Here is a 12,095-nt window from a genome sequence, read left to right as displayed (position 1 = left end):
GCCCCACCTTTTTGAGAGGACACCGCAATGATGTATCACATTCCTGACGTGCTAACGGCGGACCAGGTGGCTGAATATGCCCGCCTGCTGGCGCAGGCCGAATGGGTTGACGGGCGGGTTACCGTCGGCAGCCAGGGGGCGACCGTCAAACAAAACCAACAGATCGATACCCGCACGCCGCTGTACGCCCGTCTGCAAGCCGCCGTACTCGACGCGCTGCGCGGCCATCCGCAGTTTTTTTCCGCCGCGCTGCCGCGGACGATTTCCGCACCGTTGTTTAATCGCTACGGGCCGGGGGAGACCTACGGCTTTCATGTCGATGGCGCGGTGCGTCAGAACGGCGAAGCGGGCTGGATGCGGACCGATTTATCGGCGACGCTGTTTCTCTGCGAACCGGAAAGCTATGAGGGAGGCGAACTGGTCATTGAAGACACCTATGGCCAGCATCGGGTGAAGCTCCCGGCCGGGCATCTGGTGCTCTATCCCGCCAGCAGCCTGCACTGCGTCACCCCGGTCACCCGCGGCGTACGCCAGGCCTCTTTCCTGTGGATCCAGTCGATGGTCCGCGACGATAAGCAGCGCGCGATGCTCTACGACCTGGACCGGACGATTCAGTCGCTCAAAACTCGCTTTGGCGACGGAGAAGAGGTGCTCTCCCTGCTCAATATGTATCACAACCTGCTGCGCCAGTGGACGGAAGTGTGATCCGCAGGCGAAGGGGTATCGCAGGGAGGAGTGAGGAGGCAACAAACTGGCCGTCCGCTGGCCAGTTTGCAGCAGGCGTTAGAACCGATAGCCTGCGGAGAACATAAACACCCACGGATCCAGGCGGGTGCTGACTTTCTGGTCCACGCCGCCGGCTTTGAATTTCACATCGGTATCGATATCCATGTACCACACCGACATATTCAGCAGCCAGTCACGGTTAATCAGGTAATCGAGGCCGACCTGCCCTGCCGCGCCCCAGGAGTCCTTCAGGCTCAGATCGGAAAGCCCGGCCGCCTTGCCGTTATCGTTAAAGTCTTCATTAAAGAAGGTGGTGTAGTTAATCCCCGCTCCCACGTACGGGCGCACCTTGCTTTGCGCATCGCCAAAGTACCACTGCGCCATCAGGGTGGGTGGCAACTGATGGACGGTGGCGATGGTGCCGGTTGGCCCGGTACCAACCTTATGGCGGAACGGCGTTGCCGCCAGCAGTTCCACGCCGATGTTATCGGTCGCCATATAGGTAAAGGTTAAACCCAGCTGAGTGTTGTTACTGACGTTGAAACCGCCCAGGCTGCCTAACACATTGTCAGAGCCCTCCGTCGGTCGGACGGTGGCGGTCCCGGCGCGAATGAAAAATTCACCCGCTTCATGCGCCCAGACGCTGCCGGTGGAAAGAGTGCTTAGAATTAATGCCGCCGCTGCTAACTTCTTCATATCCACTTCCTCATTATGGTTTTTCAGCGCGGCCAAATATACCTATAACGAGTTACGTTTGATCTGTTTTAGATCACACTAAAACCTTAGATTTAACATTTATTGATCCAGATTAATTTTTGATACCGATCGCAATACGCTGAATCGGTCGCACATCAATTTTCACTTTTCACGAAAAAAATTATTTCTGCCCCTCTTGCCGCCGCTGAGGCGGCTGGATAAGTTAACTGCCGACAATCTGTGTTGATGCGTTTTTTTCAGGTGTAATTATGAGTGAAATCAACCCGTGCATGACGTGCGGTGCCTGTTGTGCGTATTTTCGTGTCTCTTTCTACTGGGCGGAAGCCGACGACGCGGGTGGCCTGGTGCCCTCCGCGCTGACCGAGCCGCTAACCCCTTTCCTGCGCTGCATGAGCGGCACCAATCAACGCCAGGGCCGCTGCGCGGCGCTATCGGGCGAGATCGGCGACGCCGTCCACTGCACTATCTATGAAAACCGTCCCTCGCCATGTCGCGAATTCGCCATGTCCGGGGAAGATGGCGAGGAAAACGACGCCTGCAACCGGGCGCGAGCGCGCTATGGCCTGCCGCCATTGCGGCCTCTTTACAAAGATATACCTGCCCTGACCGGCGCAGAGAGTGCTACGACGGAACGATTTGCGGTACAATCGCCGGCTAGTTAACACCTGCGACACTCAAGGAGAATGCATGTCTATCACGGCGAAGTCCGTCTACCGTGACACCGGGAATTTTTTTCGTAATCAGTTCATTACCATTTTGCTGATTGCGCTGTTGTGCGCGTTCATTACGGTAGTACTTGGCCATGCCTTTTCACCCAGCGACGAGCAGCTGTCGATACTCAGCGAAGGCGATAACCTCGCCGGTAGCGCAGGCCTGTTCGAGCTGGTGCAGAATATGACGCCGGAGCAGCAGCAGGTTCTGCTGCGCGCCTCGGCGGCATCGACCTTCTCGGGTCTGGTGGGCAATGCGATCCTCGCCGGCGGCGTCCTGCTGCTCATCCAGCTGGTCTCTGCCGGTCATCGCGTCAGCGCTCTGCGCGCTATCGGCGCCTCGGCGCCGGTGCTGCCGAAGCTGCTGCTGTTGATCCTCTTCACCACCTTCCTGGTGCAGATGGGGATGATGTTAGTGCTGGTGCCCGGCGTCCTGTTGGCCATTGTGCTGGCCTTTGCGCCGATCATGCTGGTGCAGGACAAAATGGGCATCCTCAGCGCCATGCGCAGCAGCATGCGTCTAGCCTGGGCCAATTTGCGGCTGGTGGCGCCGGCCATTATCGGCTGGCTGGTGGCGAAAACCCTGCTGCTGCTGTTCGCTTCCAGCTTTGCCGTGCTGACGCCGAACGTCGGCGCGGTGGTCATCAACACCATCAGCAACCTGATTTCCGCCCTGTTGCTGATCTATTTATTCCGCGTGTATATGCTTATCCGTAGCTAATTTTAACCTGGACCGGGGAATTTCCCGGTCCGTCCTGACAGACGGGATCGATGTATGAAGCAGTTTCTGGATTTTTTACCGCTGGTGGTCTTCTTCGCCTTCTACAAGCTTTACGATATCTACGCCGCTACCACGGCGCTGATTGTGGCGACCGCCATCGTGCTGATCTACAGCTGGGTGCGCTACCGTAAAATCGAAAAAATGGCGCTGATCACCTTCGTGCTGGTGGCCGTCTTCGGCGGATTAACGCTCTTCTTCCACAATGATGAGTTTATTAAATGGAAGGTGACGGTGATCTATGCGCTGTTCGCCGGCGCGCTGCTGTTCAGCCAGTGGGTAATGAAAAAGCCGCTTATCCAGCGCATGCTGGGTAAAGAGCTGACCCTGCCGCAGCAGGTCTGGTCGCGTCTAAACCTGGCGTGGGCGGCGTTTTTTATCCTCTGTGGGCTGGCTAATATCTATATCGCCTTCTGGTTGCCGCAGAATATCTGGGTTAACTTTAAGGTCTTCGGTTTAACCGCTCTCACGCTGGTCTTTACCTTGCTGAGCGGGATCTACATCTACCGCCATATGCCGCAGGACGACCACCACTAATTCCCCGGCAGCCTGCGCCCGCCTCCGCGGGCGCTATCCCCTATTCTCTCTCCGCCGTTTTCATAGTAGCATCCCGCTGATCGTCTTTGACCACAACAGAGTAGAGCATGACAACAACAGATCTCGCCCCGAAGGGCGAAATGGTTTTACGCACCCTGGCAATGCCGGCGGATACGAATGCCAACGGGGATATTTTTGGCGGCTGGCTGATGTCGCAGATGGATATCGGCGGCGCCATTATGGCCAAAGAGATCGCCCAGGGTCGCGTGGTGACCGTGCGCGTGGATGGGATGACCTTTTTACGCCCGGTGGCCGTCGGCGACGTGGTGTGCTGCTATGCCCGCTGCGTGAAGCGCGGCAATACCTCGGTGACCATTAACATCGAAGTGTGGGTGAAAAAAGTCTCTTCAGAACCAATTGGCCAGCGCTACAAGGCGACGGAAGCGCTGTTTATCTACGTTGCCGTCGATAATCAGGGTAAACCACGCCCTCTGCCGGCGGAATAAGATGGCGCCCGGCTAACCGGGCACCTGGCTTAGAGAAAGCCCAGCAGCGAAAAGAAGAAGTAGCCGATGACAATTACGATCACCGGCAGCACGTACAGCGGGAAATACTGCACCAGGATCGTATGTCGCGGCACCACAATGCGTTCGGCGAGCTGCTCGCGAGTTAACCCTTCCGCGCCTTTCGCCTGCTCGAGGATCAGCTGATCCTCAATCCCCTCGCGGAGAAATTTCGCCTGCCGCGCCATCCGCGCGCCGGAGGCCTGCAGCGCCATACCGACGAACACCAGAATGAAGATAATCCAGAAGCCGATGTTCAGGCTGTGGTGAAAATCCGGCAGCGGTGAGTTGTACCAAAAAAAGTTCAGGAACGGCGTGTTAAAGCGCATCATCTCAATCATGACGTGCGCAAAATCCATCATTACCGCGTCAATGCCGGGTTTCTTTTCACTGTGCTCATACATAAATTTGAGGACAGAAATCAGCGTCGACAGCACGGCGGGAATAAAGATGACCCATCCCAAAATACGTTTGATGACCGCAATGCGTCCAGCTTGTTGGTACGTCATGAGTTCCCCTTGTTAAAGACGCGTTAGTGGTTCGCCTGCCGCCCGTTGCGTGGCGCAGGCGCTCCTCGCTTACCCGAATGTGTCGGGTATAAGTCTATCTTCCACGGCGAATTTCGCCCAATAACGCGCGGTATGATATACCATGAATGCCGATTCGTTTATCTGATTACGCAACAGGAGAAGGACATATGTCAGCGAAGCGCCGCATTGAGGCTGCGATTTTTGATATGGACGGGTTGCTGATTGACTCTGAGCCGCTTTGGGATCAGGCGGAGGTCGAGGTCATGGAGAGCCTGGGGGTGGATACCCGCCGCCGCGATGAACTGCCCGACCTGCTGGGTCTGCGAATCGACCTGGTGGTGGATCTGTGGTACGCGCAGCAGCCGTGGCGCGGCGTGGACCGCGCGGAAGCCACCGCGCGCATTATCCGTCGCGCCATCGAACTGGTGGAAGCCTCACGTCCGCTGCTGCCGGGGGTGCGCGAGGCCGTGGCCCTGTGTAAAGCCCAGGGGTTAAAGGTTGGGCTGGCCTCAGCCTCGCCGCTGGTGATGCTGGAGAAAGTGCTCAATATGTTCGAGCTGCGCGATCAGTTTGATGCCCTCGCCTCGGCGGAGCATCTGCCCTGGAGCAAACCGCACCCGCAGGTGTATCTCAACTGCGCCGCCGCCCTCGGGGTCGACCCACAGCGCTGCGTCGCGCTGGAGGACTCGGTCAACGGCATGATCGCCAGCAAAGCTGCGCGCATGCGCGCTATCGTGGTGCCGGAAGCGGAGAACAGCCGCGACCCGCGCTTTGTGCTGGCGGACGTCAAGCTGCCGTCACTGCAGGCCCTGACCGTCGAGGCGCTGCTCGGGTAAGGCCGCTGGCGGCTGACGCGATCGCCGTCACGCCGCCGGCAACAAAATCAAAACACCGTTTCATTTTAATTGTAATTTTGTTTTCCTGCCTCTATGCTGGGCACAGGTGGCGTCATCGTACGCCTGAAGATCAGCACGCAGAGGTGAATATGGTACTGAACGCCTTCGACCTGACGGGTAAGGTCGCCATCGTGACCGGTTGCGATACCGGCCTGGGACAGGGAATGACGCTGGGCCTGGCGCAGGCCGGATGCGATATCGTCGGCATCAATCGCAAAATCCCCCACGACACGGCCGCGCAGGTTGAGGCGCTGGGCCGCCGCTTTCATGCCATTCAGGCGGATCTCAGCCATCAGGATGATATGACCGTTCTGGTCGACCAGGCGGTGGCGGCGATGGGCCGGGTCGATATTCTGGTTAACAACGCCGGGATTATCCGCCGCCATGACGCCCTGACCTTCACGGAAAGCGACTGGGACGCGGTCATCGATCTGAATTTGAAAGCGGTTTTCTTCCTCTGCCAGGCGGTCGCCAGGCAGTTCATTCGCCAGGGTGAAGGCGGGAAAATTATTAACATCGCCTCGATGCTCTCGTTTCAGGGCGGGATCCGCGTCCCCTCTTATACCGCCTCGAAAAGCGGCGTGCTGGGTCTGACCCGCCTGCTGGCCAACGAATGGGCTGGCCAGGGTATCAACGTCAACGCCATTGCGCCCGGGTATATGGCCACTAATAACACCCAGGCGCTGCGCGAAGATGAAGAGCGTAACCAGGCAATCCTTGAGCGTATCCCCGCCGGTCGCTGGGGGGTGCCGGGTGACCTGCAGGGGCCGGCGGTGTTTCTCGCCTCGTCCGCCGCCGACTATATTCATGGCTATACCCTGGCCGTCGACGGCGGATGGCTGGCGCGCTGAGAATTTGTGACAAAGAGTTACACCGTCACCTCTTCCGTGCACTGTATAAAAACCCTATACTGTATGAATCGACAGTTTAGGGTGTGTTATCATGACGGCGGAAGGCCATCTCTTCTTTTCAATCGCCTGCGCAGTATTTGCCAAAAACGCAGAGTTAACGCCGGTGCTGGCGCAGGGCGACTGGTGGCATATTGTGCCCTCCGCGGTCTTGACCTGCCTGCTGCCGGACATCGATCACCCAAAGTCGTTTCTTGGCCAGCGGCTGAGCTGGATCTCCAGGCCCGTGGCGCGGGCCTTTGGCCACCGCGGCTTCACCCACAGCCTGCTGGCGGTGTTTGGCGCGCTGACGCTATTCTACCTCAAGGTGCCTGACAGCTGGATTGTCCCGGCGGACGCCCTCCAGGGCCTGGTGCTGGGCTATCTCAGCCACATTCTCGCCGATATGCTCACCCCCGCCGGAGTGCCGCTGCTATGGCCCTGTCGCTGGCGCTTCCGGCTGCCGATCCTTGCGCCGCGCAAAGGCAACCAGCTGGAGCGCGCCTTATGCATGGCGCTATTCGTCTATGCCGTCTGGATGCCGCAGACGCTGGCGGACAACAGCGCGATACGCTGGTCTTCCGGGGTGATTAATTCCCTGCAGATCACCTTCAATCGCTTCATAAGTCACCAGAGTGGGCGATAAACCGGCAGAAAACGCCATTTGGTTATAACCCATTCCATTTGAATATAAGTCCTTGATAACGCCTTCTGCTAACCTTGCGGTCATAAGAGCTGGTTATCCACCAGCCCAGGTTATAAAAATATCAGGAGAACGGGGATGAACTTTCCATTAATAGCGAACGTAGTCGTGTTCGCCGTATTGCTGTTTGCGCTGGGGCAAACTCGCCATAAACAGTGGAGCCTGGCCAGGAAGGTCCTGGTCGGCCTGGCGATTGGCGTGATCTTCGGTCTGGCGCTACAGCTGATCTATGGGTCTGACAGCCAGGTGCTGAAAGACTCCATCCAGTGGTTCAATATCGTCGGCAACGGTTATGTCCAGCTGCTGCAAATGATCGTTATGCCGCTGGTCTTCGCGTCAATCCTTAGCGCCGTGGCCCGCCTGCACAATGCCTCGCAGCTGGGGAAAATCAGTTTCCTGAGCATCGGTACTCTGCTGTTCACCACCCTGATCGCCGCCCTGGTTGGCGTGCTGGTGACCAACATGTTCGGCCTCACCGCCGAGGGGCTGGTCCAGGGCAGCGCGGAGACCGCCCGTCTGAACGCCATTCAGAGCAACTATGTGGGTAAAGTGGCCGATCTCAGCGTCCCGCAGCTGATCCTCTCCTTCGTGCCGAAGAACCCGTTTGCTGACCTCACCGGGGCTAACCCGACCTCGATCATCAGCATCGTCATTTTCTCGGCCTTCCTCGGCGTCGCAGCCCTGAAGCTGCTGAAAGAGGATGTGGAAAAAGGCCAGCGCGTACTGACCGCCATCGATACCCTGCAGGGCTGGGTGATGAAGCTGGTTCGTCTGGTGATGCAGCTGACCCCTTACGGCGTGCTGGCGCTGATGACCAAAGTGGTTGCCGGGTCGAATCTACAGGATATCATCAAGCTTGGCGGCTTCGTGGTGGCCTCGTACATCGCGCTGGGCATCATGTTTGTCGTTCACGGCCTGCTGCTGGCGATTAACGGCATCAGCCCGCTGAAGTACTTCCGTAAAGTCTGGCCGGTGATTACCTTCGCCTTCACCAGCCGCTCCAGCGCCGCCTCCATTCCGCTGAACGTGGAAGCGCAGACCCGTCGTCTCGGCGTACCGGAGTCGATTGCCAGCTTCTCCGCCTCCTTTGGCGCCACCATTGGTCAGAACGGCTGCGCCGGTATCTACCCGGCCATGCTGGCGGTGATGGTCGCACCGACCGTAGGCATCAACCCGCTGGATCCGATGTGGATTGCCACCCTTGTGGGCATCGTCACCGTCAGCTCGGCGGGCGTCGCCGGGGTGGGCGGCGGGGCCACCTTCGCCGCGCTGATCGTCCTGCCGGCGATGGGCCTGCCGGTGACCCTCGTGGCGCTGCTGATCTCCGTCGAACCCCTGATCGATATGGGGCGTACCGCGCTGAACGTTAACGGCTCCATGACCGCCGGGACGCTGACCAGTCAGTGGCTGCGCCAGACCGACAAGTCGATTTTCGATAGCGAAGAAGAGGCCGAACTGGCGCATCGCTAAACGGTAAGCACAAAAAAACCGCTGATAATCAGCGGTTTTTTTATTTCTGCAGCAGATTCAGGCTTCAATCTCACCTTCCTGACGCACCTGGTTAGCCCAGCGCTGCGCCGACTCCGGCACGCTGAACGCCGGTGAACGGCGGAAATGCTCCCCCATCAGCAGAAAGGCGACATACTTCCCGCGCAAAATCCAGACATCGCGAAAATGGTCCATTTTCACGGCATGTTCCGGGGGCGCAGGCTCCACGCGCGGCACGTAGCTAATGACAGGGCGATTTTGTTGGCGCAATGGTTTCATAACAAATGGATTCACTAAGCAAAGCGGGAAACAGAAACCTCTATCATAGCCGATCGTGGCCCCGTTCGTCGCCCCCCTGCCGCCGATGCGCATTTTAGGATAACTCCCTGCCCCCTCGCCGGGCGCAGCCAGCGTAATGTTCTATAGTTAGAAGGGTTTTGGTTTATCAACGACCACTTTTAGCAATGAAAGCAGGAGACGAGCAATGTCTGATAAGCACCCAAACCCGCACCACCAGCAGGCACCGGTTCACGGCAGCGAGGAAGCGCAGCCGGGTCTCGACTCGCTGGCGCCGGATGACCGGGAGTGGCGCCCCACGCCGAAACCCACCGCCCCTGGCGCTGAACCGACCGCCCCTGGCAGCCTGAAAGCGCCTGATACCCACAGCAGCAAACTTGACGCCCTGGAGCCGCAGCGCAAAGGCGGAGAAGACTATCCGCTGACCACCAACCAGGGCGTGCGCATTGCCGACGATCAGAACTCGCTGCGCGCCGGCGCCCGCGGCCCAACGCTGCTGGAAGATTTCATTCTGCGGGAGAAGATCACCCACTTCGACCATGAGCGAATTCCGGAGCGTATCGTACATGCCCGCGGCTCAGCGGCCCACGGTTACTTCCAGCCCTACAAAAGTCTGACAGCGTTGACCAAAGCCGATTTTCTCTCGGCAGCCGATAAAATCACCCCGGTCTTTGTGCGCTTCTCCACCGTGCAGGGCGGCGCGGGGTCGGCGGACACCGTTCGCGATATTCGCGGCTTCGCCACCAAGTTTTACACCGACGAGGGGATTTTTGACCTCGTCGGCAACAACACCCCGGTCTTCTTCATTCAGGACGCGCTGAAGTTTCCCGACTTTGTCCACGCCGTGAAGCCTGAGCCCCACTGGGCCATCCCCCAGGGACAAAGCGCTCACGACACCTTCTGGGACTACGTTTCCCTGCAGCCGGAAACGCTGCACAACGTGATGTGGGCGATGTCCGATCGCGGCATCCCGCGCAGCTATCGCACCATGGAAGGCTTCGGGATCCACACCTTCCGCCTGATCAATGCCGAGGGCAAAGCCACCTTTGTTCGCTTCCACTGGAAACCGGTCGCCGGCAAGGCGTCGCTGGTGTGGGATGAAGCGCAGAAGCTGACCGGCCGTGACCCCGATTTTCATCGCCGCGACCTGTGGGAGGCCATTGAAGCCGGGGACTACCCGGAATTTGAGCTCGGGCTGCAGCTGATCCCCGAGGAAAACGAATTTGATTTTGACTTCGACCTGTTAGATCCCACCAAGCTGATCCCTGAGGCGCTGGTGCCGGTGCAACGGGTCGGCAAAATGGTCCTCAACCGCAACCCGGACAACTTCTTTGCCGAGAACGAACAGGCGGCCTTCCATCCCGGGCATATCGTACCGGGCATCGATTTCAGCAACGATCCGCTGCTGCAGGGGCGTCTCTTTTCCTACACCGATACGCAGATTAGCCGCCTCGGCGGACCGAATTTCCATGAAATCCCGATCAACCGGCCAACCTGCCCGTACCACAACTTCCAGCGCGACGGTATGCACCGGATGGAGATTGACACCAACCCGGCCAACTACGAACCCAACTCGATCAACGACAACTGGCCGCGCGAGACGCCGCCAGCCGCCAAACGCGGCGGTTTCGAGTCCCTTGCCGAGCGCGTCGACGGTGAGAAGATCCGCCAGCGCAGCCCTTCATTCGGCGAATATTACGCCCAGCCGCGTCTGTTCTGGCTGAGCCAGACGCCGATTGAGCAGCAGCATATTATCGATGGCTTCAGCTTCGAGCTCAGCAAAGTGGTCCGCACCTGGATCCGCGAGCGGGTGGTCGATCACCTGGCCCATATTGATACCCGGCTGGCGGAAGCGGTCGGGGCGAATTTAGGTATCGAACTGAGCGATGAGCAGCGCAGCCTCACTCTGCCCTCCCCGGTCAACGGCGTGGAGAAAGATCCCACCCTCAGCCTCTATGCGGACGCCGAAGGGGATGTGAAAGGTCGCGTGGTGGCGGTGCTGCTCAATGAGCGTACCTCGGCGCAGGACCTGGTCCATCTCCTGCAGGCGCTACAGGCCCAGGGCGTGCACAGTAAACTGCTCTATTCGCGGATGGGCGAGGTCATCGCCGACGATGGTTCTCCCGTGCCGATCGCCGGCACCTTCGCCGGTTCCCCATCGCTGACGGTGGATGCCGTGGTGGTACCCGGCGGCGACCTCAGCGCCCTGAGCCAGAGCGGCGATGCGCGCTACTACCTGCTGGAGGCCTATAAGCACCTGAAGCCGATCCTGCTGGCAGGCGATGCGCGGCAGTTAACGTCGGTTCTCCAGGTCCCGGCACAGGGCGAAGAGGGCGTCATCGTTAGCGATGCTCTCGACACCCCGGCGGCAGATAAACTGCTCGCCCTGATGACGGCCCACCGGGTGTGGTCGAGAAGCCCGAAAATCGCCGCTATTCCGGCGTAGCAAAAAGCCCGGCACGGTGTGCCGGGCTTGACTCACTTTCCTTTCCCCCGTCGGGCTTACACGTCGCGGTAGGTTCCCAGGCGATAACCCCGGTCGGCCACCGCCGCTTTCAGCGAGGCAGAGGTCAGCACATCAAGCTCGCCCAGCCGCGGGTAGCAGTAGGCGCTGCCCATGATGGTCTGGTCGACAAAGGCCGGATGGCACATCACCTCCAGGGAGCGCTCCTCGCGGGCGATTGAGGCGTCCAGCGTCTGCAGGAACAGCGCCTCAGAGACAGCTTCCCCGTAAAACTCGCTGCTGAAGCCTGCGCTGCTGCGCGCCGCCTGCTGATCGAGACCGCTCTGCGCCGCCACCTGGCGATCGATGCGCAACGCGATGCCTTTATCGCGGGCAAAAGCGGCGACGATGGGATAGATCGCGGCGATCATATGCACATGGTGATGGCTGTCGAGATGCGTCGGCTCATGGCCGAAGAGATCGATAAAACGACGGTACTGACACGCCAGCTCGTGGGCAATTTCCTCCAGCGGCAGGGTATCTTCTTCCGCCTGCTGCCAGATCCATTTGCCCAGCCGGCCGTCGCGGGTTAACCCCGGCATGGCCGACAGCGGTTCGCCCAGCGTCAGCACAAAGTGCATCCCGACCGCCAGCTCCGGCGTACTGCGGCTCAGCTGGGCGGCGTGGTCAATAGCCGCGCCGTTGACCAGCGCCGTAGTCGATGTCACCACGCCGTTGCGGCAGGCTTCGATAATGCCGTAGTTCTGCCCTTTACTGAGGCCGAAGTCGTCGGCGTTGACGATCAATACCCGTTCCATTT

General features: G+C 59.3%; 14 protein-coding genes. 10 read left to right on the top strand and 4 right to left on the bottom strand.

The annotated features are described in order from the left end of the window. The first annotated feature begins 27 nt into the window (after positions 1-27). Positions 28-705, top strand: coding sequence for a PKHD-type hydroxylase YbiX (gene ybiX, locus K5R89_RS08240; RefSeq protein WP_032428774.1), 678 nt, complete (start codon positions 28-30; stop codon positions 703-705). Positions 706-783: 78 nt separating this feature from the next. On the opposite strand, the gene ompW is transcribed toward ybiX, so the two are convergent. Continuing rightward, entirely contained in the window at positions 784-1,422 is a 639-nt protein-coding gene (gene ompW, locus K5R89_RS08235; RefSeq protein ID WP_023289313.1) for an outer membrane protein OmpW, read from the bottom strand. A 269-nt stretch (positions 1,423-1,691) separates the two neighbouring features. On the opposite strand from ompW, the gene K5R89_RS08230 reads away from it, so the two are divergent. The 4 genes from K5R89_RS08230 (at position 1,692) to yciA (ending at position 3,974) form a co-directional block, all read left to right on the top strand. Beyond that, positions 1,692-2,105, top strand: coding sequence for a YkgJ family cysteine cluster protein (locus K5R89_RS08230; RefSeq protein ID WP_023289312.1), 414 nt, complete (start codon positions 1,692-1,694; stop codon positions 2,103-2,105). A 25-nt stretch (positions 2,106-2,130) separates the two neighbouring features. Further along, positions 2,131-2,874, top strand: coding sequence for a YciC family protein (locus tag K5R89_RS08225; protein ID WP_023289311.1), 744 nt, complete (start codon positions 2,131-2,133; stop codon positions 2,872-2,874). A 54-nt stretch (positions 2,875-2,928) separates the two neighbouring features. Continuing rightward, a complete protein-coding gene (locus tag K5R89_RS08220; RefSeq protein ID WP_004203842.1) occupies positions 2,929-3,468 on the top strand; it encodes a septation protein A in 540 nt (179 codons plus the stop codon). A 107-nt stretch (positions 3,469-3,575) separates the two neighbouring features. Continuing rightward, positions 3,576-3,974 (top strand): acyl-CoA thioester hydrolase YciA, encoded by a 399-nt coding sequence (yciA, locus tag K5R89_RS08215; protein ID WP_002901629.1) that lies wholly within the window; start codon positions 3,576-3,578, stop codon positions 3,972-3,974. A 29-nt stretch (positions 3,975-4,003) separates the two neighbouring features. On the opposite strand, the gene K5R89_RS08210 is transcribed toward yciA, so the two are convergent. Next, entirely contained in the window at positions 4,004-4,540 is a 537-nt protein-coding gene (locus K5R89_RS08210; protein ID WP_023283571.1) for a YniB family protein, read from the bottom strand. Positions 4,541-4,728: 188 nt separating this feature from the next. On the opposite strand from K5R89_RS08210, the gene hxpB reads away from it, so the two are divergent. From hxpB to K5R89_RS08190, 4 genes are all read left to right on the top strand, one after another. Next, positions 4,729-5,397 (top strand): hexitol phosphatase HxpB, encoded by a 669-nt coding sequence (gene hxpB, locus K5R89_RS08205; protein ID WP_017898668.1) that lies wholly within the window; start codon positions 4,729-4,731, stop codon positions 5,395-5,397. 149 nt (positions 5,398-5,546) lie between these two features. Continuing rightward, positions 5,547-6,308: a 2-dehydro-3-deoxy-D-gluconate 5-dehydrogenase KduD gene (gene kduD / locus K5R89_RS08200; protein ID WP_032452531.1), complete on the top strand. Its 762-nt coding sequence runs from the start codon at positions 5,547-5,549 to the stop codon at positions 6,306-6,308. A gap of 91 nt (positions 6,309-6,399) precedes the next feature. Further along, on the top strand, positions 6,400-6,990 hold the full coding sequence (locus K5R89_RS08195; protein ID WP_023289309.1) for a metal-dependent hydrolase: 591 nt from the start codon (positions 6,400-6,402) through the stop codon (positions 6,988-6,990). Between the two features lie 135 nt (positions 6,991-7,125). Further along, positions 7,126-8,517 (top strand): L-cystine transporter, encoded by a 1,392-nt coding sequence (locus K5R89_RS08190; protein ID WP_023289308.1) that lies wholly within the window; start codon positions 7,126-7,128, stop codon positions 8,515-8,517. Positions 8,518-8,574: 57 nt separating this feature from the next. On the opposite strand, the gene cedA is transcribed toward K5R89_RS08190, so the two are convergent. Beyond that, entirely contained in the window at positions 8,575-8,829 is a 255-nt protein-coding gene (gene cedA, locus K5R89_RS08185; protein WP_008807754.1) for a cell division activator CedA, read from the bottom strand. A 190-nt stretch (positions 8,830-9,019) separates the two neighbouring features. On the opposite strand from cedA, the gene katE reads away from it, so the two are divergent. Then, positions 9,020-11,278 carry a catalase HPII gene (gene katE / locus K5R89_RS08180; RefSeq protein ID WP_124074144.1) on the top strand — a complete coding sequence of 753 codons (2,259 nt, stop codon included), beginning with the start codon at positions 9,020-9,022 and terminating at the stop codon, positions 11,276-11,278. Between the two features lie 56 nt (positions 11,279-11,334). Here the strand turns inward: katE and chbG are convergent, their stop codons facing one another. Further along, a complete protein-coding gene (chbG, locus tag K5R89_RS08175) occupies positions 11,335-12,093 on the bottom strand; it encodes a chitin disaccharide deacetylase (RefSeq protein WP_023289305.1) in 759 nt (252 codons plus the stop codon). Between the last annotated feature and the right edge of the window lie 2 nt (positions 12,094-12,095).

The sequence above is a fragment of the Klebsiella sp. TF21-TM genome (assembly GCF_019753495.1).
In the GTDB taxonomy this organism is placed as follows: Bacteria; Pseudomonadota; Gammaproteobacteria; order Enterobacterales; family Enterobacteriaceae; genus Klebsiella; species Klebsiella quasipneumoniae.
Note: the sequence above shows the minus strand (reverse complement) of the source record. Positions and strands in the feature narration are given on the sequence as shown.

What these genes read in the sequence shown, in the direction of transcription:
- ybiX (WP_032428774.1), top strand. Translation starts at nt 28, where the DNA reads ATGATGTATCACATTCCTGACGTGCTAACGGCGGACCAGGTGGCTGAA.
- katE (WP_124074144.1), top strand. Translation starts at nt 9,020, where the DNA reads ATGTCTGATAAGCACCCAAACCCGCACCACCAGCAGGCACCGGTTCAC.
- K5R89_RS08230 (WP_023289312.1), top strand. Translation starts at nt 1,692, where the DNA reads ATGAGTGAAATCAACCCGTGCATGACGTGCGGTGCCTGTTGTGCGTAT.
- K5R89_RS08210 (WP_023283571.1), bottom strand. Translation starts at nt 4,540, where the DNA reads ATGACGTACCAACAAGCTGGACGCATTGCGGTCATCAAACGTATTTTG.
- K5R89_RS08225 (WP_023289311.1), top strand. Translation starts at nt 2,131, where the DNA reads ATGTCTATCACGGCGAAGTCCGTCTACCGTGACACCGGGAATTTTTTT.
- K5R89_RS08195 (WP_023289309.1), top strand. Translation starts at nt 6,400, where the DNA reads ATGACGGCGGAAGGCCATCTCTTCTTTTCAATCGCCTGCGCAGTATTT.
- hxpB (WP_017898668.1), top strand. Translation starts at nt 4,729, where the DNA reads ATGTCAGCGAAGCGCCGCATTGAGGCTGCGATTTTTGATATGGACGGG.
- kduD (WP_032452531.1), top strand. Translation starts at nt 5,547, where the DNA reads ATGGTACTGAACGCCTTCGACCTGACGGGTAAGGTCGCCATCGTGACC.
- K5R89_RS08220 (WP_004203842.1), top strand. Translation starts at nt 2,929, where the DNA reads ATGAAGCAGTTTCTGGATTTTTTACCGCTGGTGGTCTTCTTCGCCTTC.
- chbG (WP_023289305.1), bottom strand. Translation starts at nt 12,093, where the DNA reads ATGGAACGGGTATTGATCGTCAACGCCGACGACTTCGGCCTCAGTAAA.
- ompW (WP_023289313.1), bottom strand. Translation starts at nt 1,422, where the DNA reads ATGAAGAAGTTAGCAGCGGCGGCATTAATTCTAAGCACTCTTTCCACC.
- K5R89_RS08190 (WP_023289308.1), top strand. Translation starts at nt 7,126, where the DNA reads ATGAACTTTCCATTAATAGCGAACGTAGTCGTGTTCGCCGTATTGCTG.
- yciA (WP_002901629.1), top strand. Translation starts at nt 3,576, where the DNA reads ATGACAACAACAGATCTCGCCCCGAAGGGCGAAATGGTTTTACGCACC.